Annotated in this window: 21 protein-coding genes; 11 read left to right on the top strand and 10 right to left on the bottom strand. The window is 72.2% G+C overall.

Annotation, left to right across the window (positions count from 1 at the left end; genetic code table 11):
* Window positions 1–3 precede the first annotated feature (3 nt).
* Window positions 4–648: a response regulator transcription factor gene (locus FL583_RS05880; RefSeq protein ID WP_142703425.1), complete on the top strand. Its 645-nt coding sequence runs from the start codon at window positions 4–6 to the stop codon at window positions 646–648.
* A gap of 23 nt (window positions 649–671) precedes the next feature.
* Here the strand turns inward: FL583_RS05880 and add are convergent, their stop codons facing one another.
* Complete coding sequence (gene add / locus FL583_RS05875; RefSeq protein ID WP_142703424.1) at window positions 672–1,652, bottom strand: adenosine deaminase; 981 nt, start codon at window positions 1,650–1,652, stop codon at window positions 672–674.
* Window positions 1,653–1,833: 181 nt separating this feature from the next.
* Between add and FL583_RS05870 the strand changes: the two genes are divergently transcribed.
* Window positions 1,834–2,553, top strand: coding sequence for a tyrosine-protein phosphatase (locus FL583_RS05870; protein WP_142703423.1), 720 nt, complete (start codon window positions 1,834–1,836; stop codon window positions 2,551–2,553).
* On the opposite strand, the gene FL583_RS05865 is transcribed toward FL583_RS05870, so the two are convergent.
* Window positions 2,550–4,235: an AMP-binding protein gene (locus FL583_RS05865; RefSeq protein WP_142703422.1), complete on the bottom strand. Its 1,686-nt coding sequence runs from the start codon at window positions 4,233–4,235 to the stop codon at window positions 2,550–2,552. The two genes, FL583_RS05870 and FL583_RS05865, sit on opposite strands and share 4 nt — an antisense overlap.
* 81 nt (window positions 4,236–4,316) lie before the next feature.
* Here FL583_RS05865 and FL583_RS05860 point away from each other — a divergent pair, with 81 nt between their 5' ends.
* The 4 genes from FL583_RS05860 to FL583_RS05845 all read left to right on the top strand — a co-directional run bounded on the left by FL583_RS05860 (window position 4,317) and on the right by FL583_RS05845 (window position 7,789).
* On the top strand, window positions 4,317–5,147 hold the full coding sequence (locus FL583_RS05860) for a helix-turn-helix transcriptional regulator (RefSeq protein WP_142703421.1): 831 nt from the start codon (window positions 4,317–4,319) through the stop codon (window positions 5,145–5,147).
* A gap of 42 nt (window positions 5,148–5,189) precedes the next feature.
* Entirely contained in the window at window positions 5,190–6,407 is a 1,218-nt protein-coding gene (locus FL583_RS05855) for an LLM class flavin-dependent oxidoreductase (protein ID WP_142703420.1), read from the top strand.
* A gap of 105 nt (window positions 6,408–6,512) precedes the next feature.
* On the top strand, window positions 6,513–7,016 hold the full coding sequence (locus tag FL583_RS05850) for a SigE family RNA polymerase sigma factor (RefSeq protein WP_205751873.1): 504 nt from the start codon (window positions 6,513–6,515) through the stop codon (window positions 7,014–7,016).
* Entirely contained in the window at window positions 7,013–7,789 is a 777-nt protein-coding gene (locus FL583_RS05845; RefSeq protein ID WP_142703418.1) for a hypothetical protein, read from the top strand. Before FL583_RS05850 ends, FL583_RS05845 begins: the two co-directional genes overlap by 4 nt.
* A gap of 18 nt (window positions 7,790–7,807) precedes the next feature.
* On the opposite strand, the gene FL583_RS05840 is transcribed toward FL583_RS05845, so the two are convergent.
* The gene (locus FL583_RS05840) at window positions 7,808–8,728 is read right to left on the bottom strand and encodes an SAM-dependent methyltransferase (protein WP_142703417.1); all 921 of its coding nucleotides are present in this window, start codon (window positions 8,726–8,728) and stop codon (window positions 7,808–7,810) included.
* A 49-nt stretch (window positions 8,729–8,777) separates the two neighbouring features.
* Here FL583_RS05840 and FL583_RS05835 point away from each other — a divergent pair, with 49 nt between their 5' ends.
* Window positions 8,778–9,359, top strand: coding sequence for a TetR/AcrR family transcriptional regulator (locus FL583_RS05835; RefSeq protein WP_205751872.1), 582 nt, complete (start codon window positions 8,778–8,780; stop codon window positions 9,357–9,359).
* An 8-nt stretch (window positions 9,360–9,367) separates the two neighbouring features.
* On the opposite strand, the gene FL583_RS05830 is transcribed toward FL583_RS05835, so the two are convergent.
* Window positions 9,368–10,624, bottom strand: a complete 1,257-nt coding sequence (locus FL583_RS05830; protein ID WP_142703415.1) for an amidohydrolase family protein — start codon at window positions 10,622–10,624, stop codon at window positions 9,368–9,370.
* 95 nt (window positions 10,625–10,719) lie between these two features.
* Here FL583_RS05830 and FL583_RS05825 point away from each other — a divergent pair, with 95 nt between their 5' ends.
* Window positions 10,720–11,334 carry a TetR/AcrR family transcriptional regulator gene (locus FL583_RS05825; protein ID WP_170323503.1) on the top strand — a complete coding sequence of 205 codons (615 nt, stop codon included), beginning with the start codon at window positions 10,720–10,722 and terminating at the stop codon, window positions 11,332–11,334.
* Window positions 11,327–11,824, top strand: coding sequence for a hypothetical protein (locus FL583_RS05820; protein ID WP_142703413.1), 498 nt, complete (start codon window positions 11,327–11,329; stop codon window positions 11,822–11,824). Before FL583_RS05825 ends, FL583_RS05820 begins: the two co-directional genes overlap by 8 nt.
* A 32-nt stretch (window positions 11,825–11,856) precedes the next feature.
* Here the strand turns inward: FL583_RS05820 and FL583_RS05815 are convergent, their stop codons facing one another.
* The 6 genes from FL583_RS05815 to FL583_RS05790 are packed head-to-tail and all read right to left on the bottom strand — an operon-like array spanning window position 11,857 to window position 17,400.
* Entirely contained in the window at window positions 11,857–12,393 is a 537-nt protein-coding gene (locus FL583_RS05815; RefSeq protein ID WP_142703412.1) for a dihydrofolate reductase family protein, read from the bottom strand.
* A gap of 58 nt (window positions 12,394–12,451) precedes the next feature.
* Window positions 12,452–13,411 carry an RNA polymerase subunit sigma-70 gene (locus FL583_RS05810; RefSeq protein ID WP_205751871.1) on the bottom strand — a complete coding sequence of 320 codons (960 nt, stop codon included), beginning with the start codon at window positions 13,409–13,411 and terminating at the stop codon, window positions 12,452–12,454.
* Window positions 13,408–14,028 (bottom strand): enoyl-CoA hydratase/isomerase family protein, encoded by a 621-nt coding sequence (locus FL583_RS05805; RefSeq protein ID WP_170323502.1) that lies wholly within the window; start codon window positions 14,026–14,028, stop codon window positions 13,408–13,410. Before FL583_RS05805 ends, FL583_RS05810 begins: the two co-directional genes overlap by 4 nt.
* Window positions 14,025–14,414, bottom strand: a complete 390-nt coding sequence (locus tag FL583_RS05800; RefSeq protein ID WP_142703410.1) for a DUF1801 domain-containing protein — start codon at window positions 14,412–14,414, stop codon at window positions 14,025–14,027. The genes FL583_RS05805 and FL583_RS05800 overlap by 4 nt, the downstream gene beginning before the upstream one ends.
* An 18-nt stretch (window positions 14,415–14,432) precedes the next feature.
* A complete protein-coding gene (locus FL583_RS05795; protein ID WP_142703409.1) occupies window positions 14,433–16,532 on the bottom strand; it encodes a sugar phosphate isomerase/epimerase and 4-hydroxyphenylpyruvate domain-containing protein in 2,100 nt (699 codons plus the stop codon).
* Window positions 16,522–17,400: a shikimate dehydrogenase gene (locus tag FL583_RS05790; protein WP_240746589.1), complete on the bottom strand. Its 879-nt coding sequence runs from the start codon at window positions 17,398–17,400 to the stop codon at window positions 16,522–16,524. Before FL583_RS05790 ends, FL583_RS05795 begins: the two co-directional genes overlap by 11 nt.
* 73 nt (window positions 17,401–17,473) lie before the next feature.
* Here FL583_RS05790 and FL583_RS05785 point away from each other — a divergent pair, with 73 nt between their 5' ends.
* Window positions 17,474–18,142, top strand: a complete 669-nt coding sequence (locus FL583_RS05785) for a TetR/AcrR family transcriptional regulator (protein WP_142703408.1) — start codon at window positions 17,474–17,476, stop codon at window positions 18,140–18,142.
* A gap of 667 nt (window positions 18,143–18,809) precedes the next feature.
* On the top strand, window positions 18,810–20,150 hold the full coding sequence (locus FL583_RS05780) for an MFS transporter (RefSeq protein WP_142703407.1): 1,341 nt from the start codon (window positions 18,810–18,812) through the stop codon (window positions 20,148–20,150).
* Window positions 20,151–20,152 lie beyond the last annotated feature (2 nt).

The raw sequence follows: 20,152 nt of genomic DNA, 5'->3' as shown, positions 1-20,152 counted from the left end.
GCCATGCGCATCGTGATCGCCGAGGATGCGGCCATCCTGCGCGAGTTGATGGCCCAGATGCTGACCGAACGCGGGCACGAGGTCTGCGCGGCCGTCGGGGACGCCGAAGCGCTGCGATCCGCCGTCGCCGAGCACCGGCCCGACGTCGCTGTCGTCGACATCCGGATGCCACCCACCCACAGCACCGAAGGCCTGCAGGCAGCGATCGACCTCCGCCGAGAACATCCCGGTACCGGCGTGCTGCTGTTCTCCCAATACATCGAGACGAAGTTCGCGACCCGGCTGCTCGCCGCCGGCTCCGCGGGGGTCGGCTATCTGCTCAAGGACCGGGTCGCCGACGTCGCCGAGTTCACCGAGGCGCTGACCCGCGTCGCGACCGGAGGCACCGCCCTCGACCCCGAGGTGGTCACTCAGCTCGCGGGCGGCGGCACACGGGCCGCGGAAATCGAGTCGCTCACCGCACGCGAGCGTGAGGTACTGGCGCTGATGGCGGAGGGCCGGTCCAACTCGGCCATCGCGCGAACCCTGGTGGTGTCGGCGGGCACGGTGGAGAAGCACGTTGCGGCGGTCTTCGGCAAGCTCGGCCTGCCCTCCTCCGAGGACGCCAACCGGCGGGTGCTTGCTGTACTGCGCTATTTGGGTTCGTGACCAGAGCGTCTGCTGACTGCCGCTCAGTCGTGGGCGAGCCAGGAGTCGATCCCGGCGACCGCACGGCGACGGACGGCGTCCGGGGCGCCGCTCGCGTCGACGGACGTGCGGGCGCAGGCCGCCAACTTCTCGTCGTCCAGGCCCAGGGCCTCCCGGCCGACCGTGTACTCGTCCAGCAGGCCGGCGCCGAACAGCGCCGGGTCGTCGGCGTTGATGCTGCACCTGACCCCGGCCGCCAGCAGCGCGGCCAGCGGGTGTTCGCCCAGGCTGGGGACGACCCGCAACAGCTGATTCGACGTCGGGCACACGTCCAGGCACACACCGCGGTCGGCGAGTTCGGCCACCAGGGAGGCGTCCTCGAAGGCGCGGACACCGTGCTGGATCCGGTCGGCCTTCAGGTAGTCGAGGGCCTGCCTGACGGAGATCGGGCCGACCAGCTCGCCGGCGTGCGGGACGGCGAGCAGACCCGCCTCCTTGGCCGCGGCGAACTCGGCGGCGAACCCCGACGCCGGGAACCCGCGCTCCTCGGAGTGGAGCCCCAGGCCGGTCACTCCGCGTCCGGCGTGCTTCACGGCCAGCGCGGCCGTCTCCCGCGCGTGCTCCGGTCCCGCGGTGCGGTCGATCGCGACGATCAGCCCGGCCCAGATCCCGTGCCGCTCGGCGGCTGCCCCGACCGACGCGAGCATCGCGTCCAGCGCGGCCTCGGCGCTGCCGTAGATGCCGGTGTGGTGCTGCACGGTCGACGCCAGCTCGATCGCGACCGCGCCGTCGGCGGCGGCGTCCTCGACCGCCTCGTCGATCAGCCGGTCGACCGCGGCCGGGGTACGCAGCAGCGCGACCAGGCCCTGGTACTCGGCGATGAACTGGGTGAAGTCGTGGAACTGTCCGGCCGGTGGAACCGGTACGCCCAGCTCGGCGGCCAGGTCCGCGGTGGTCTGCGGCCGCATCGTCGCTTCGAGGTGGAGGTGGAGGTGGGCTTTGGGCAGGGCGCGGAGGTCTCGCACCCTTCGGACGCTACGCGCCCAACGTTTCCGCTTCGGCCCCCACACTCCCTCAGCTCACGGGCCGGCACGACGAACTGGGCGGCCCGGGCCGCCGCCGGGCCGGACCGCCTACGCTTCACCCGTCGTTCATCGCGACCGAGGATGCTGCGTACGACCACGTCGACGCTTCTGGAGGTAGCAAATGACGGCCGCTGCGACCCGGCGCCTGCCGTTGCCCGGCACGTACAACGTCCGCGACGCGGGCGGGTACGCGACCGCGGACGGCGGGACCGTGCGAACCGGCCTGCTCATCCGCGCCGACGGCCTGGCCGGCCTGGACGACGAGGGCCGGGCCACGCTCGCCGACCTCGGCGTCCGGACCGTCATCGACCTGCGCGAAGGCGCGGAGGTCGAGATCGCCGCGGACGCGCTCGGCGACCTGCCGGTCACCTACCGGCACCTTCCGGCGTTCGCCGGTCTGGACGCCCGGGAGCGCCCGAAGAGCCTGGCCGACGCCTACAACCTGATGGTCGACCAGTGCGGGGACGCGCTGGCCGGCATCGTCGGCGCGCTGGCCGAGCCGGGCGCCCTGCCCGCGGTCGTGCACTGCACGGCGGGCAAGGACCGCACCGGCACGGTGATCGCGATCGTGCACGCGCTGCTCGGGGTGAGCCCCACCGACATCGAGACCGACTACGCGATGACCGCCGAGAACCTCTCGACCGGGTTCGCCGACAAGATCCGGGCGACGATGCCGGCCGGTGAGCACACCGACGCGATGCTCAAGGACATGCTCGACTGCCCGCCCGAGCTGATCCGGGCGACGCTGGCCCGCATCGGAAACGTCGAGGAGTACCTGGTCGCCCACGGGCTCGACCGGGCCGCCGTCGCCCGGCTCCGCGAAGAGCTGGTGGCGCGTTAGCCCCGCAGGTGGTCGTCCCGGTACTCCGGGACGTCCGCCGCCGCGGTGTCGAAGCGCTTCTGCTCCAGCTCGCGCAGCTCCACCCGGCGGATCTTCCCGGAGATCGTCTTCGGGAGGTCCGCGAACTCGATCCGGCGCACCCGCTGGAACGGCGCCAGGTTCTCCCGGGCGTAGACGAGGATCGCCTCCGCCGTCCCGGCCGACGCCTCCCAGCCCTCGGCCAGCACGACGAACGCCTTCGGCACCGCGAGCCGGATCGGGTCCGGCGCCGGCACGATCGCCGCCTCCACGACCGCCGGGTGCTCGATCAGGACGCTCTCCAGCTCGAACGGGCTGATCTTGTAGTCGCTGGCCTTGAACACGTCGTCGGTACGTCCGATGTACGTGATGTAGCCATTTTTGTCGCGGCTGGCGACGTCGCCGGTGTGGTAGTAACCGCCGGCCATCGCGTCGGCGTTCCGGGAGGGATCGTCGGTGTAACCGACCATGAGGTTGACCGGCCTCTCCCCCAGGTCCAGGCAGATCTCGCCTTCCGAATCGGCCAACGACCCGGTCAGCGGGTCGACCAGCACGACCGGCACCCCGGGCAGCGGCCGGCCCATCGACCCGGGCCGGACCTCCTGGCCCGGCGTGTTCGCGACCTGCACCGACGTCTCGGTCTGGCCGAAACCGTCGCGGATCGTGAGCCCCCAGCGCCGCTGCACCTGCTCGATGACCTCGGGGTTCAGCGGCTCGCCGGCCGCGACCACCTCGCGCAGCGACCCCGGTCCGCCGGACAGGTCGGCCTGGATCAGCATCCGCCAGACGGTCGGGGGCGCGCAGAACGTCGTCACCCCGGCCCGGCGGATCTGTTCCTGCAGCGCCACCGCGTCGAAGCGCGTGTAGTTGTAGAGGAAGATCGTCGCCTCGGCGATCCACGGCGCGAAGACGTTGCTCCAGGCGTGCTTGGCCCAGCCCGGCGAGCTGATGTTGAGGTGGACGTCGCCCGGCTGCAGCCCGATCCAGTACATCGTCGAGAGGTGCCCGACCGGGTAGCTGACCTGGTTGTGCTCGACGAGCTTCGGCCGGCTGGTGGTGCCGGAGGTGAAGTACACGAGCAGGGTGTCGTCCGAGGTGGTGATCGTCTCGCGTCGGGTGCCGGGCATCCCGGCCGCGTCGGAGTGGGCCCGCCAGCCGGGTGCCCCACCGACGGCCAGCCTCCCGTAGGTACCCGGCACCGACTCGAACTTCCCCGCGTCGGCCGCGTTCGCGATCACGTACGACGCCCGGCCCCGGTCGATGCGGTCGATCAGGTCGGCCGGCCCGAGCGCGGTCGTCGTCGGCATGATGACGGCGCCGAGCTTGGTGATCGCCAGCACCGACTCCCACAGCTCGACCTGGTTGCCGAGCATCAGCAGCACCCGGTCGCCCTTCCCGACGCCGTCGGCGGCCAGCAGGTCGGCCAGCCGGTCGGAGCGCGCGACCATCTCGTCGAACGTGTACTTCGCCTCCGAGCCGTCCTCCTCGACGATCCACAGCGCGATCCGGTCGTTGCCCCGCGCGTAGGCGTCGAACCAGTCGATCGCCCAGTTGAACCCGTCCGGGAACGTCGGCCAGGTGAACTCGGCGACGGCGCGGTCGTAGTCGGTGCGGTGCCGCAGGAGCAGGTCGCGGGCCTCGCGGTAGATCTCGGTCGCAGACATCGTCGTCCTCCCTAGTCGAGGGCAGGCTAAAGACCCCCGACAGACGCCACCACCCCCGTTCGGGGGTGGCACCCTGGGGGGATGACCAGCGAACACGCCGCCGTGCGCGGCGCGCTGCTGCGCTTACGCCGGTCGACCGGCCTGCCGGTCGCCTTCGGCGGCCTCCTCGTCCCCGGCGGTCTGCGCCTGACCGAGTTCACCGGGACGACGACCGCCGGCCTGCAGAACCTCCTGGTGACGGACGGCAACGGGCTCGGCGGCCGGGTGCTGGCGACGTCCCGGCCCTCGAGCGTCGCCGATTACGCCGCCGACACCCGGATCACCCACGACTACGACCGCCCAGTCGTCGGCGAGGGCCTGCGGGCGATCGCCGCGGTGCCCGCCGTCGTCGGCGGGAAGGCGCTCGCGGTGCTGTACGGGGGCATCCGCGAGCCGTTCGCGCTCGGGCCACGGGTGGTGGACGCGATGGCCGCCGTCGCGGCCGAGGCCGCGGTCGAGCTCGCCGTGCAGCGGGAGGTCGAGCGTCGGCTGGAGACGCTGGAGACCGCCGCGCTCACGCGCGCCGCCCGGGAGCGCCCGTCCGCGCCGGAATGGGACGACGTCCGCGAGGCGGACGCCGAACTGCGCGCGATCTCCCGCGAGGTCGACGATCCCGAGCTCCGCCGTCGCCTGCTCGACGTCTCCCGACGACTGACGGTCGGCCGGGCGCGGTCCGGGGTGACGCTGTCGGGGCGGGAGGTGGACGTGCTGGCGCTAGTGGCGGTGGGGTGCACGAACGCGGAGGCGGCGCGGCGGCTGGGGCTGGGGGCGGAGACCGTGAAGAGCTATCTGCGCAGCGCGGGACGGAAGCTCGGCACGCACACCCGGACGGCGACGGTCGCCGCCGCCCGTCGCGGTGGTCTGCTTTTGTAGTCACTGTTCGGATCGCCCTCAATGCCTATAGGGTTGATAGGTATGACGATCACTCCCCTCGGCGTGCTCGACCTCATTCCCCGGAGCAGCGGCGAGAGCGTCGGCGCGGCCGTCCGCAACGCGATCGACCTGGCCCGGCAGACCGAGCGCTTCGGCTATACCCGCTACTGGTTCGCCGAGCATCACCTCAACCCGGGCGTGCTCGGGTCGTCGCCGGCCGTGTCGATCGCGCTGGCCGCGGCGGCGACCAGCACGATCCGGATCGGGTCGGCCGGGGTCCAGTTCGGACACCGGCAGCCGCTGGCGACCGTGGAGGAGTTCGGCCTGCTGGACGCGGCCTATCCGGGGCGCATAGACCTCGGCATCGGCCGCTCGTTCGGCCGCCAGAAGCCGCCCGTTCCCGAACCGGCCGCCGCTGAGCCGGCGGAGCCGGCGGAACCGGTGCTGGCGGCGGCGGGGGCCGGGGCGGCGGCGCAGCCGGTGCTGGCGGCGGCGGCCACCGCGTACCTCGCCGACCGGGGTCGCGCGGCCCACACGGCCGAGGAACGCGCCGAGAACGGCCTGCTGCTGCCCAAGCACTTCGATGTGAGCCGCCTCCTGCAGACGGCCGGCCCGAAGATCGCCGCCCAACTCGACCTGTTGCAACAGCCCGGCGCCTACACCCCGAGCTACGACGAGCAGATCGGCGACGTCCTCGCGCTCCTGGCCGGCACCCACCCGGCCGGACACGCGAACCCGGGCGAGGGCGCCGACGTCCAGGTCTGGATCCTCGGCGCGTCCGGCGGCTCCAGCGCGACGGTGGCCGGCCGGAACGGCCTGCGTTTCGTCGCCAGCTACCACCACAGCCCGAGCACCGTCCTCGACGCCGTCCGCGCCTACCGGGCCGCGTTCACGCCCTCGGCCGACCTCGACCGTCCCCACGTCTCGGTCTCGGCCGACGTCGTGGTCGGCGAGACGGACGAGCAGGCCGCCGTACTCGCCTCCGGCTACGCGCCCTGGGTGCACAGCATCCGCTCCGGCGCGGGCGCGATCGCCTACCCGACCCCGGACGAAGCCGCCGCCTACCCGTGGGACCCGGACCTGGTGAAGGACCGCGTGGACACCCAGTTCGTCGGCGCGCCCGGCACCGTCGCCGACCGGCTCGAACAGCTCCGCGACGCGACCGGCGCCGACGAACTGGTGATCACGACGATCACGCACGACCACGCCGACCGGGTCCGCTCCTACCAGCTGCTGGCCGAGGAGTGGAGCCGCCGCTGACCCGTCCGCGGCCCGGGCGGTGACGCCTCCGCGAAATCGAGGTGCAACCGGACGCCCGCGTCAGCGTGTACTCCAGTGAGTGCACTTGACCGGACGGAGCCGCTGGTGGAATCCCAGAGCGAGGCGGAGTTCGCGGCCTTCTACGCCGCCCACTTCCCGTCGCTGTGCAAGCAGCTCTACGCCTACGTCGGCGACCGGGGCGCGGCCCAGGATCTCGTCCAGGAGGCGTTCGCCCGCGGGTGGGCGCGCTGGTCGACCCTCCACGCCTACGACGAGCCGGCGGCCTGGGTGCGCACCGTCGCGTTGCGGCTGGCGGTCAGTCGATGGCGCCGGGCCCGTCGATCCCTCGCGTTCCTGGCCGGGCAGCGGGAGCAACCGGTGGTGCCGCCGCCGGATCCGACGCACGTGGCGCTGGTGGCCGCACTCGCGCTGCTCCCGTCCAAGCAACGGAAGGCGATCGTCCTGCACTACCTGGCCGACGTCCCGATCGCCGAGATCGCCGCCGGCGAGCGGGTGGCCGAGGGAACGGTCAAGTCCTGGCTGCACCGGGGTCGCACGGCGCTGGCCTCCGAATTGGGCGAGCCGACCGTCGACGGGAGGATCCGATGAACCCGGAGGAGGACGTGACGCGGCTGCTCCGCGGGCTGATGACCGCCGCGGACGAGCCCTACCGGGGTCCCGGACCGACGCACGCCCGGCGCATCGCGGCCGCTCGCCGCCGCCGGCACGGCCTGGCCGCCGCGGCGACGGCCCTGGTCCTGATTGCCGCGATCGGCGTGGTGTTCGGCTTCGCCGGCCGCCACGACACCGACCGGCTGCGGCCGGTCACCCCGAAGCCGACCGCTGTCCCGGCCCCGACGCCCGGCTACCCCACCCCCTCCGGCCGGTCGTCGGAGCCGGACGGGTCGAGTTCCGCGCCGCCCTCGGCCACGGCGGCCAGGACGGCACTGCGCCCGATCGACTGGCGCAACTCGGTCATGAACCTGCCGTCGAACGACGTGTGCCCGCTCACTCGCGTCCAGTTCTCCGACGGAGTCGCCTCGCTGCCGCCCTGGCACTACTCGATCGTCCCCAGCGCGCCGCCGGTCTACGGCGACGTCGACCGGGACGGGCTCACCGATGCGGTCGTGGTGATCACCTGCTACGGCAACGCCACCGTCGGCGGTCCGGAGACCAGGTTCATGATCGTCGCGTTCACGGGTAATGCGAAAGGCGGCCCGACGCCGATCGGGTTCGTCGACGGCATGCAGGCCTACGTCGATCCACTGCCGAGTCTGCGCGAGAACGGCCGCACCATCGTCGTCGACTGGCGTCCGGACTCAGGTGGCACCCTGGTCCGTACCTACCGCTGGAACGGCACCAGGTTCGTCTCGGGCGGCTGACCGATCACCGTGGTCCGGCTACGTCGTCATCTGATCGAGGACGCCGCTGACGTAGACCACGTCGCCCATCCGCAGGTCGTCGTCGAGGAACGGCGGAAGGCCGTTGGCGGCGAGCAGGTCTCGGACGGTGATCGCGCTCAGCGTCCAGCCGCAGTCGGCGAGGTACCGAGCAGCTTCGTTGCGCTCCCCGAAATAGCGCAGGCGCGCGTGATCGAGATCGAACCCGTGCGCGCGCCAGCGCTCGGAAATGCGGCGCAGTCCCGCCTTCGTGGTGGCCTCTTCGTCCGGTAGCGGAGCGGGCCGGCTTTCGGTGGCCACCCGGCTGCCCGGCGCACTGAGCTCGGTGACCAGGTCCAGCAGACGATCCTGCGCTGGGGGCGGCAGGTAGCTGAGCAGCCCTTCGGCGCTCCACGCGGTCGGCCGGGCCGGGTCGAATCCGGCGGCACGCAGCGCGGCCGGCCAGTCGTCTCGCAGATCGGCCGCGACGGCCCGCCGGTCGGCGGTCGGTGCGGCGCCCAGTTCGCTCAGGACCCGGGTCTTGAAGTCGATGACCTGCGGCTGGTCGACCTCGAACACGACGGCGTCCGCCGGCCAGGCCAGCCGGTAGGCGCGGGAGTCGAGTCCGGACGCCAGGATGACGGCCTGATCGATGCCCGCCGTCGTCGCGTCGAGGAAGAACTCGTCGTAGAACCGGGTGCGGATCTGGGCTCCGTCGATCGCCGCCGACCCGACCAGCTCGTCGGGGGGAAGTTCGCCGGTCGCCAGCCGCGTGAGCAGATCGATGCCGACCGACCGGACGAGCGGTTCGGCGAACGGATCGTCGATGAGCGAACGATCCGCGCGCGTCGCGATCGCCCGGGCCGCGGCGGCCATCGTCGCGGTCGCTCCGACGCTGGTCGCGAGGTCCCAGGTGTCCGAGTCAGGCCTGGTAGAAGTCATACACCGGACCGTAGCCAGCGTCCCGGGCCGCTTCACTAATGTGAGAGCGGTGACCGCTCGTTTGTCCCGCAGCCCGCGCGACGACGCCCGGGAGAACCACGAGCGCATCATTCATGCGGCCCGCTCGGCACTGGGCGCACAGGGCCTGGACGTACCGATCCGGGAGATCGCTCGACGCGCGGGAACCGGAACGTCGACCGTCTACCGTCATTTCCCGACCAAACAGCTCCTGGTCGCGGAGGTGTTCGCCGACGATTTGCGGGCCTGGCGATCTGCCCTGGACGACGGGCTCGCCGACCCCGATCCCTGGCGCGGCTTCTGCCGGACGGTCGCGCGACTCTGCGACCTGCAAGCACGCGACAACGGCTTCGCCGCGGCGGTCAAGGCCCGGTTCCCGCGCGCACTGGACCTCACGGCGAACCGAGCCTCCTCGCTGGCCTCCGCGGCCGAACTCGTACGCCGGGCGAAGGCGACCGGCCGCCTCCGCACCGACGTCACGGTGAACGACGTGACCCTCATGCTCATGGCCGGCGGCGGCATCCGCGCGAACACCCCAGCAGCCCGCGTCGCCGCATCCCGACGCTTCGCAGCACTCACGATCCGCGCGTTCCGAGCCCCGTCGGCGCCCTAGCGAGTTCCTCAGGCGTGTGCGGCCTCGTACAGCTTCTTCCACTCCGCCCTCGGCCGGATCGTCACGTCCACATCGGTAGCCGTCGCCCGCAGCGCGCCCACCGTCGCGTCCGACGCCGAGATGTGCTTGAACGGGTCCCAGCCGAAGAAGCGGGCACTGTTCTGCCAGGTGATCATGTTGATCTCGTCGTCATTGACGCCCGCGTTGTTCATCTCGTTGAGGACGAACTCCGGAGCGTTCGGGAAGATCGAGTCCGAGTGCGGGTAGTCGCACTCCCAGGCGATCGTCTCGATGCCGATCTCGTGCCGGTTCTTGAGCGCCGCCGGGTCGGTGACGTAGCAGGCCAGCGAGTGGGCCTTGAACACCTCGCTGGGCAGCGACCCACCGAAGTCACGCCGCAGCCAGCGCTGGTTCGTGTAATGCCGGTCGGACCGGTCGAGGTAGAACGGGATCCACCCGATGCCCGCCTCCGACCAGGCGATCTTCAGGTCGGGGTAGGTGCGCATGGCCGGGCCCCAGAGCAGGTCCTGGGCCGCCAGCACCGACACCTGCGTCGCCAGGATGATCATGTTGTCGATCGGCGCGCCCGGGGTGAGGCGTAGCGCGCCGAGACCGGCGCCGATGTGCAGGCACATCACCGTGCCGGTGTCGCTGCACGCCTGGAAGACCGGTCCCCAGTAGTCCAGGTCGTGATAGGACGGCACACCCTGCAGGTGCGGCAGCTCGGGCATCGTCACCGCGCGCACACCCTTGGCCGAGAGCCGATGGATCTCCGAGATCATCTGCTCCGGGTTCCACACCGGCGAGATGCCGATCGGGATCATCCGGCCCGGATAGGCGGCACACCACTCGTCGACGTGCCAGTCGTTGTAGGCCTGGAGCATCGCGAACGCGAGGTCCTTGTCCGGGGCCTTCTGGAAGAAGCCGGCCGAGAACCCGGCGAACGTCGGGAAGCACATCGACGCGAGGACGCCGTTGCGGTCCATGTCACGGACGCGGGCGTGGATGTCGTAGGCGCCCGGACGCATCTCGGCGTAGCCGGCCGGGTCCATGCCCCACTCCTCGGCCGGCCAGCTGACCACCGCGTTCAGGCCCATCGTGCCCATCGACGCGCCCTGGAAGACCCAGTTGTCGTTGCCCTGCTCGTTCTTCTCGACCTTCGGGGCCAGCCCCTTGTACTTCTCCGGGACGTGGCCTTCGAACATGTCGGGCGGCTCGACGACGTGGTCGTCGATGCTGATCAGGGTCATGTCCTCGATGCGCATGATTCGATCTCACCTTCCAGTAAGCCTTTCCGGACGGTAGCAAGAGTGTGGCAGACTCTGCCAGTAGTCGGCAGGAACTGACTCTGAGGAGCGGCGTGGACTTCCGTACGCAGACCGCTCTCGCCCGGCGCGAGGCCGGGCGGGACGTGATCACCGCCCGCGCCGTCGAGCTGTTCGAGAGCCGCGACTACGACGGCATCACGGTGTCGGACCTGGCTGCCGCGGCCGAGATCTCGGAGCGGACGTTCTACCGCTACTTCGCCTCGCGCGACGACGTGCTGATCGAGTTCGGGGTCCGCGGCGGGTCGCGGATCCCCGATCAGCTCGCGGCGCGGCCCGCGGACGAACCGCCGCTACAAGCCCTGATCCAGGCGATCGCCCACCGCAACGCGGCCGCTCAGGAGCACTCCCGGGCCTGGAACGCGATCGTCGCCCGGCTGCCCGCGAAGTACGCGTTCATCGGCGAGGCCGTCGGCCGGAACATCAAGGACAGGATCGTGCCGGTCCTGCGTCAGCGGCTGTCGGCCGAGCAGATCGAGCGCGGCGACGACGTCCTGCTGGTCGGGCTGGCCTGGACGATCGTCGCCAGCGTGGCCAAGGCGAACCACAGCACGACGTACACCGAACCGCTCGTCCTCGAAGCCGCCGCCCGCGCCCGGGCGGCGTTCGTGGCGATGGACGCGAACCTGCCTGGAGGCCCCCGTGACTGACCAGTCCTACAGCCCCGACGACGCCCAGGTCCGCGCGGTCGGCCGGTACGTGCTGGCCTACGCGACGCTGATCGACGCGCTCCGCTGGCGGATCCAGGTCATGGCCTCGCGCCAGGACGTGCCGGTGCCGGACGGCGACCTGCTGAAGGCGTTCAGCACGCTCACCCGGCAGTACAAGGACGACCTGCGCATCGACGCGCTGCTGGAGTCACTGGAGACCGAGCTCACCGCGGCCTTCGCGACCCGGGAGGCCCAGGCGCCCGGCGACTGGTTCACCGGCTACGCCCGAATCGACCCGGATCTCGGCCTCGAGGCCCGGCAGCAGCCCACGCTGAAACACCTGGGCGTGGACGAGCTGAACGCGGCGGCGGACCGGTTCGAGGCGCTGGAGCGCGTGTTCCGGATGTGGATGCACGCGATCAGCCCACTCACCGGCGACCTCGGCGCCTCCCCCTACTTCAAGATCGTCGACGGCCAGGTCCGCTGCTGACTCAGTAACTCAGCGACACGTCCACCCGCCGGTCAGCGGTGCACGCGGTACCAGAGGCTCGTCGCGTGTGGGGTCGTGTGCACGTTCGTGCACTCCAGGCGGGTGGTCGCGCCGCCCAGGTGCCGGTAGAGCGGCACCCCGTCGCCGAGCAGGACCGGGGCGACGAACACCAGCACCTCGTCGACCTCGCCGGCGTCGAGGCACTGGCGGCCGACGTCGGCGCCGATGATGCAGACGTACTGGTCGCCGGCCGCGGCCCTGGCTTGGTGGAGTGCGGTGTTCAGAGTGCTCACGAACGTCACGCCGGGCAGGTCCGGGGCCGGCGTACGGGTCAGGACGATCTGCTCGCCGTGCCAGGCGCCGCCGAACGGGCCCTCCTTCTCGGTGCCCACGTTCGGGTCGTCACCGCGGTACGACCGGCCGCCGACGAGCACCGAGCCGACGTGCGCGACCAGGTCGTCGGCCACCGGGTCCGGGCCGAGGTGGTCCTTCAGCCAGGACATGTCACCGTCCGGGCCGGCGATGAAGCCGTCGAGCGACATCGTGGCACCGTAGAGCACTTTCGCCATGGTTCGTCTCCTCCAGGTGAGTACGTACCCCGGTTGAGACGGGAGACCGGCGCGAAACTCATCGGTCGCGCATCCCGAATATTTCGAACAGCGCCGGATCGTGGAACGCGGTGATCTCGGCGATGAGCCCGTCCTCGATCCGGTAGGCGCCGATCGCGAACGGGCGGAACCGGTCGTCGCCGGGCGCGCGTGCCCAGGTCGCGACCCCGATCCCGCCGTTGACCCCGCGCGGTTCCGAGACGAGCTCGCCCACGTAGCCGGGGAGGTCCGGGTCCCAGCTCGACGCGAGCGCCCGCCGGACGTGGTCGCGCCCTTCGAACCACATCGGCCAGGGCGGCATCGTCGTCCGGACGTCTTCGGCCAGCAGCGCGGCGACCGCGGCCGGATCGGCGCGCCGGACGGCGTCCAGATAGGGGTTGAGCAGTTGCTGTTCGGCCGGGCCCGGCCGGGTGGCGCGCCACTCCGACCGGCGTTCCGGTAGATGCTGCCGGAGGGTGGCGCGGGCGCGCTGCAGCGCGCTGTTGACCGCGGGGACGCTCAGGTCGAGCGCCTCGGCGGTGGCGGACGCGGGCCAGCCGTGGACGTCGCGGAGGACGAGCGCGGCGCGCTGCCGGGCCGGCAGGAACTGGAGTGCGGCCAGGAACGCGAGCGTGATCGTCTCGCGGTCGACGGCGGCGGTCTCCGGGAGCTCCTCGTCGGGGTACGGCTGCAGCCACGGGAGGTCGGTGCGCGGCGGGAGGCCGACCGACGGGTCGGTGGCCCCGGCCAGGTGGTGCGGCAGGACCCGGGACGGACGCGTGGGCAGCGCGTCGAGGCAGGCGTTGGTGGCGATCCGGTAGAGCCAGGCGCGGACCGACGAGCGGCCCTCGAACGTGGCCAGGCCCTTCCAGGCCCGGAGGAACGTCTCCTGGACGAGGTCCTCGGCGTCGGCGTAGGAGCCGAGGAGTCGGTAGCAGTGCAGCCGCAGCTCGCGCCGATGAGTCTCGAAAGCCGCCCCGAACGAGTCTTCGTCGATCACTGGCTGGTCATCGTGAGGAGCTGGTGGGCGTAGGCGTGGCGCAGGTCGGGAAGGATCGCGGTCTGCCAGCCGCGGGCGATCAGGCCCAGCGCCTCGGCCTCGGCCGCTGTGAGCGTCGCTCCGGTGTAGACGATCCCGGTCGCGCGTTTGACGCCGACGAGCTCGCGCAGGATCAGGTACAGGCCGTCGCCGGGCGCGGAGCCGGCGGTGAAGTTGCCGTCGCCGATCCGGACGTCCGGGGTGGCGAGCGTGAGGTCGCAGAGGAGCGGCAGCTCGAGCCGGAAGCCGGGGCCGTTGATCGCGCCGATCGTCGGCACGTCGATGTCGACGATCATCCGCTCCAGCAGCTTCACGCCGTTGGAGTACTGCTCGTCGACCTCGTCGCTGGTCCAGGCGCTCGGTGGGGTGGCGAACGAGGCCGCGTCGACGCCGCCGAGCCAGGCGTCGCCGGTGCCGGTCACGATCAGCACCTCGGTGGTCCGGTCGGCGGCGATCTCGCCGAGCAGGCGCACCCAGGCGGCGAGCAGGTCGCGGGACCAGCGGGCCGGGCCGCCGTCGGTGTGGGTGCGGACGGTGAGGATGCCGTCCTGCCGATCGAGGTCGAAGTGGTCGGTCACCGGGTCACCGCGGCCGCCACGAGCCGCTCCAGCGTGGCCGGATCGAGTACATCGAGACGTTTGACGTAGACGCAGCCCTTGCCGGTCGTGTGCGGGCCGAGGCCGGTGAGCAGGTCGTGCTTGCCCGGGAAGTCCTCGCCGAGATACAGCGTCGTGGACGTCTTGCGGGGCGAGAAGCCGACGACGAACCACTCGACCTCGCGGCCGGTCGCGTAGCGCAGCGTTGCTTCGCCGAACCCGACGATGCTCTCGCCCCACATCGCGCCGGGGTCGCCGGTGACCTTGCGCATCACCTCGCGGACGGCGATCGCGTCGGCGCGGCGGCTTTCGTCGGGCACCGACGCGAGGAAGTCGTCGACGCTGACGTCGGTCCGGGTCGTCTTCATGCCTGAGTATTTCCGGGATCACCCCGACCGGACAAGGCGGTGGCGGCGGTGGGCGGTCATCCGGACCGGGGCGTCGGCCCAGCCGTAGCCGTCGTAGCCGTCGACCCGCTGGGCCAGCGCCAGGAACAGCCTGCCCCCCAGCAGCGGGGTGCTGACGTGCAGATACGCGCCGGTGCCGGTGTCTTCGGTGTGCAGGATGCCGAGGTCGCGGTAGGCGGCCAGCCGGTCCGGCGGGATGTCGAGGCGGGCGTCGAGGTCGTCGTAGTAGTTGTCGGGGATCGCGAGGAGCGGCGCGCCCGCGGCGCGGGCCCGGCGGGCGCTCTCGATGACGTCGTCGACCGCGAACGCGACGTACTGCGGCTCGGCGACGGCCGGGGCCCAGTCGCCGCGCCTCAGGCGCGAGACCGTGAGCGCGATGCGGACGCTGCGGGCCGGGTCGGTGAGGGCGCGGCCCCGGATCAGCCCGAACGGGGCGGCGAACTCGCCGGTGGAGAGTGGGGTGAGGCCGAGGACGGCGCGGTGGAAGAGGGCCGCTTCGTCGAAGCGGTCGAACGGCTCGGAGAGCCCGACGTGGTCGATGCCCGTGACGCCGATCCCGCCCGGCCCGGCGGCCGGCGCGGCCGGGGCGGCCGCCGGGGTGGCCGGGGTGGCCGGCGCGGCCGACGTGGCGGCCGGGGCTGCGGGGGCGCTGGCCGTCGGTTCGAGGGGGTCGAAGTCGACCGACCAGGCTCCGGGGCCGGTCGCGCCGGTGCGGCAGAAGAAGAGGGGCGTGCCGTCTGGGGCGGCTACCGCGGCGAGGTCGGCTTCGGACGGTCCCCGGTCTCGGGGGAGTAGCGGCGCGAGCAGGCGCTGGGCCCGCCGGGCCGCGGCCGGCGGGTCCGCCGACTCGACCGCGAGCGCCCCGACGACCGCTCCCCCGCCGTCGGCTTCGCGGCCGGCGGCTTCACGGCCGACGGCTTCACGGCCGGCGGCAGGGCCGGCGGCTTCGCGGCCGGCGGCTGGGCCGGCAGCCGAGTCGGCCGCGTTCAGCAGGACCCGGGCGCGGCCCTGCTCCCATCGCTCGACCGGCTTCGACCGGTGCCGCCCGGTCCGGGAGAACCCCAGCGCCCCCAGCACCCGCCCGAGTTCCTCCGCCTCCGACGAGGACGACGCCAGCAGCTCCACGAACGCGTGCCCGGCCAACGCCGGCGCCGGGTCGACCGGCCCTGCCGCCGCCGGCCCCGGCCCGGTCGGCGCGGCCGAGACCGCGGCCCGCGAAACCGCGGCCCGCGAAACCGCGGCCGGCGCCGCGGCCGGCGAAACCGCGGCCGGCGAGACCGCGTCCTCCAGCGCGAGCAGCGACCGACGCGCGTCGACCGCCGTCCGGGCCGGGTCGGCCTGCCGGAAGACGTCGTTGAAGACCTCCAGCGACAACGGCCCGGCGTACCCCGCGGCCAGCACCGCCCGCAGGAACCCGGGCAGGTCGAACGCGCCCTGGCCCGGGAACAGCCGGTGGTGCCGGCTCCACTGCAGCACGTCCATCGACAGCACCGGCGCATCCGCGAGCTGCAGGAAGAACAGCTTCTCGGCCGGTATCCGGGCGATCGGCGCCGGGTCCGAACCCCGCGACAGGATGTGGAAACTGTCCAGGCACAGCCCGAGCGCCGGATGATCGGCCCGCCGGACGACGTCCCAGGAGTGCTCGTAGGTATTGACGTACGTGCCCCAGGCGAGCGCCTCGAAGGCGATCCGCAGACCGCGGGCGGCCGCGCGGGAAGCGAGCGCGGCGAGCTGCGCGGCCAGCTCGTCGGGGTCGGTCACCGCGTCCGGGGACACCGACGAGCAGACCAGCACGGTGCCGACCCCGAGCGACTCCATCACGTCGAACTTGCGCTCGGCCCGCCGGAGGTTGGCCGCGAACCGGTCCGGATCGGTGGAGTCGAGATCGCGGAACGGCTGGTAGAGGTCGATCGAGAGGCCGAGGTCGCGGCAGAGGACCCGGAGGTCGCCGGGGCGCAGCGAGGACGCGACCAGGTCCGGCTCGAAGATCTCGACCCCGTCGAAGCCGGCCTCGGCTGCGGCGACGAGCTTGTCTTCGAGCGTCCCGGACAGACACACGGTCGCGAGGTCAGCGCGCACGGCCGGCCTCCGCCGAGATCAGCTCGCGGAGGTGGCGCACCATCCGGTCGGCGTCCGGCTCGACGCCCGCGAACAGGCGCATCGCCGCCGCGGCCTGGTGCACGGCCATTCCGCCGCCGTCCAGCGCCGCGCAGCCGGCGGCCCGGGCGGCCCGCAGTAACTCGGTCTCCAGCGGGCGGTACACGATCTCGGCGACCCACAACCCCGGCCGCAGCAGCTCCGCGGCCAGCGGCAGGCCCGGATGCTCGGCCATCCCGACCGGGGTCGCGTGCACCAGCCCGTCGGCCCCGGCCAGCACGTCCGCGAGCTCGCCGACCGGATGGGCCACGGTGTGCAGCCGGTCGGCCAGCGACCGCGCACGCTCGAGATCGACGTCCACCACGTGCACGGTCCCCACGCCCAACGCACGCAGCGCGTGGGCCGCGGCCGCGCCCGCGCCTCCCGCCCCCAGCAGCACCACCACCCCCATTCGGACGTCCGGCAGCCCGCGAACCAGCCCGTCTCGGAACCCCGACCAGTCCGTGTTGTGCCCCACCGAGCGCCCGTCGGCGGTGAACACCACCGTGTTGACCGCCCCGATCTTGCCCGCCGCCTCCGACAATTCGTCGAGGAACGGAATCACCAGCTGCTTGCAGGGGTGCGTGATGTTCAGCCCCTGGAACCCCGCGCGTCGGGCCTCCGCCACCAGTCCCCCGACGTCCGACGGCGCCCGGCCCAGCTCGTCCAGGTCGAGCCGCCGGTACGTGTAGTCGAGCCCCAGCAGCGACGCCTCCCGCTCGTGCAGCGCGGGCGAGAGCGACGGGCCGATCCCCGACCCGATCAGGCCGACGCGCACCGGCCGGCGCGAGGTGAGCGAGCGGACCGCCACGGGAACCCTCCGAGATAATGAACCGGATAGTTACTTGTACCGCAGGAAAACGCCCAGAGGAAGAGCCAACGCTATGGTCGGATGCGTGACCGCCGCTGATGCGCCCCCGGAACGTCAGCGCGACGCCGAACGCACGCGCGGCGAGATCCTGGAGGCTGCGACCGAGGAGTTCGCCGACCGCGGTTACGCCGGCGGCCGGGTCGACGAGATCGCTGCCCGAACCCGCACCACCAAGCGGATGATCTATTACTACTTCGGTTCCAAGCAGGGCCTCTACGTCGCCGTGCTCGAACGGGCCTACGCCGGCATCCGCCGCCTGGAGCAGGATCTCGACGTCGACCATCTCGACCCGGCCCGGGCCATGCGCGCGCTCGCCGAGCTGACGTTCGACCACCACCAGTCCCACCCGGCGTTCATCCGGCTGGTGAGCATCGAGAACGTCCACCACGCCGAGCACCTGCGCACGTCACCGGTGCTGGCCGGGCTGGCCGCCCCGGCCGTCGACGTGCTGTCCGGCATCCTCGACCGGGGCCGCGCCGCCGGCCTGTTCCGCGCCGACGTCGACGCGCTCGACGTCCACATGGTCATCAGCGCGTTCTGCGTGTTCCGGACCGCGAACCGGTACACGTTCGAGGCGATCTTCGGCCGCGACATGCTCGACCCCGCCCTCACCGAGCACCACCGCCGCATGATCGGCGACCTGGTCCTCGAGTACCTGACGGCCCACGTCGGCCGGGCTTAGGCGTGCTGTTCGGGGAGGTTCGTCGACCGGGTGGGTGGTCGGGCTCCGCCGGCGGAGCGGGGGTCGGGGGTTTGCCTGATGTGGCTTCGCGGTTGCGTTCGGCCTGGGCCCGGCCCCGATAGCGGTGACCGCTGCGGTCAGGGACGGCGGTGTTCGGGTCTGGCCTGCGGGGGGCGCGAGGGCCGATCTCGTGTCCCGGCCGCGCCTAGCGCTTCGCCGACGACCGCATAGGGGTCGGCCCAACGTCGGCCGTGTGCCATGCCACGTGGAAGTAGTCGGAAACCCGCGCGACCGGCCTCCACCAACCGACCGAGGTCAGGCGTGCGCGCAGGGCTAGCACCGCATCAGCGGGGACACGAAGGCCTCTCGGCTTCGCTAGACCGGCTCTAGCTGCTCCATCACCGGTGATCAGGTTGGTCCCGCACTCGACTGCGTGGCGCTGGCGGCGGGCCGCCGTTGCGGGCGCGGCGTTGCGGTGGCCGATCCGGTCGGCCGGCTTGCCGACGCGACCGGCGGCGCTGACGGCGTCCGGCGCGGGCTGGAAACGGGGGTGCGCCCCTTGACACGACGCCGCCGCTAACTCACCCTCTGGTACGTAACCGTACGGTTCATTAGCGCGACCCGCTGCTCAGTGTCTGCACCGCCGCATACACCCAGGGAGCCCCTCGTGACCGCACCTCCCGTTCCGACCGCTCAGCCCCGCAAGGCCGCCCTCGCCGCCTGGATCGGCAGCGCGCTCGAGTACTACGACTTCTTCATCTACGGCACGGCCGCGGCCCTGGTCTTCAACAAGGTGTTCTTCGCCGACTCCGACCCGGCGACCGGCACGCTCCTCGCGCTCGCCACGTTCGGCGTCGGTTACGCCGCCCGCCCGATCGGCGCGTTCGTCCTCGGCCACGTCGGCGACAAGTTCGGCCGCAAACGCGTCCTCGTCCTGACGCTGATCCTGATGGGCGTCTCGACGTTCCTGGTCGGCTGCCTGCCGACGTACGGCCAGGTCGGCGTCCTCGCGCCGATCCTGCTGGTCACGCTGCGGCTGGCCCAGGGCTTCTCAGCAGCCGGCGAACAGGCCAGCGCGAACTCGATGACGCTCGAACACGCCCCCGAGCACCGCCGCGGCTTCTTCACCAGCTTCACGCTCAACGGCACCCAGATGGGCCAGATCCTCGCCACGGCCGTGTTCCTCCCGGTCGCCGCGTTACCCGACGACAGCCTGCTCACCTGGGGCTGGCGCATCCCGTTCCTGCTCAGCGTCGTCGTCATGGCGGTCGGGTACCTGATACGGCGACGGATGGAGGAGACGCCGGAATTCGTCCAGGAAGCGGCCAAGGACCAGGTCCCGAAGGCCCCGCTGGCCGTGCTGTTCCGCGACCACTGGGCCTCGGTGATCCGGGTCGTGCTCGTCGCGATGGTGGCCAGCGTCAGCACGATCTTCGGCGTCTACGCGCTCTCGTTCGGCGCCGACACGGTCGGGCTGGAGAAGTCGACGCTGCTCTGGGTCGGCGTGCTGGCCAACGTCGTCGCGCTGGGCGCGATCCCCCTCTGGGCCACGCTGGCCGACCGGATCGGCCGCAAACCGGTCATGATCGGCGGCACGCTCGGCTCGGCCGCGCTGATGTTCGCGTACCTCTCGGCGATCGGACACGGCAACTGGCCGCTGATCTTCGCGGTCGGCATCCTGCTCTCGGGCGTCGTCTACAGCGCGCCGAACTCGACCTGGCCGGCGTTCTACGGCGAGATGTTCACGACCCGGGTCCGGCTGTCCGGCATGGCGATCGGGACCCAGCTCGGGTTCGCGATCGGCGGGTTCGCCCCGACCGTCGGGGCCGCGCTGGCCGGCGACGGACGCGGCGGCTGGCTGCCGGTCGCGATCTTCCTGGCCGTCCTCTGTGTGGTCTCGGCCGTGGCCGCCGCGTCCGGCCGCGAGACCGCCCACGTCCCGACCGCCGACCTGGGCCGCAAACCCCGGGAGAACAGTGCGCCGCGTCACGTGCCCGCCCCCGCCTGACC

Origin of the sequence: Cryptosporangium phraense, assembly GCF_006912135.1 — a bacterium.
GTDB lineage: Bacteria > Actinomycetota > Actinomycetes > Mycobacteriales > Cryptosporangiaceae > Cryptosporangium > Cryptosporangium phraense.
This window is presented reverse-complemented; position numbering and strand designations above follow the sequence as displayed.

Excerpts from the sequence above, each read along its gene's own strand:
- FL583_RS05880 (WP_142703425.1), top strand. The coding sequence starts at position 4 with ATGCGCATCGTGATCGCCGAGGATGCGGCCATCCTGCGCGAGTTGATG.
- FL583_RS05870 (WP_142703423.1), top strand. The coding sequence starts at position 1,834 with ATGACGGCCGCTGCGACCCGGCGCCTGCCGTTGCCCGGCACGTACAAC.
- FL583_RS05865 (WP_142703422.1), bottom strand. The coding sequence starts at position 4,235 with ATGTCTGCGACCGAGATCTACCGCGAGGCCCGCGACCTGCTCCTGCGG.
- FL583_RS05860 (WP_142703421.1), top strand. The coding sequence starts at position 4,317 with ATGACCAGCGAACACGCCGCCGTGCGCGGCGCGCTGCTGCGCTTACGC.
- FL583_RS05855 (WP_142703420.1), top strand. The coding sequence starts at position 5,190 with ATGACGATCACTCCCCTCGGCGTGCTCGACCTCATTCCCCGGAGCAGC.
- FL583_RS05845 (WP_142703418.1), top strand. The coding sequence starts at position 7,013 with ATGAACCCGGAGGAGGACGTGACGCGGCTGCTCCGCGGGCTGATGACC.
- FL583_RS05840 (WP_142703417.1), bottom strand. The coding sequence starts at position 8,728 with ATGACTTCTACCAGGCCTGACTCGGACACCTGGGACCTCGCGACCAGC.
- FL583_RS05830 (WP_142703415.1), bottom strand. The coding sequence starts at position 10,624 with ATGCGCATCGAGGACATGACCCTGATCAGCATCGACGACCACGTCGTC.
- FL583_RS05815 (WP_142703412.1), bottom strand. The coding sequence starts at position 12,393 with ATGGCGAAAGTGCTCTACGGTGCCACGATGTCGCTCGACGGCTTCATC.
- FL583_RS05800 (WP_142703410.1), bottom strand. The coding sequence starts at position 14,414 with ATGAAGACGACCCGGACCGACGTCAGCGTCGACGACTTCCTCGCGTCG.
- FL583_RS05785 (WP_142703408.1), top strand. The coding sequence starts at position 17,474 with ATGGTCGGATGCGTGACCGCCGCTGATGCGCCCCCGGAACGTCAGCGC.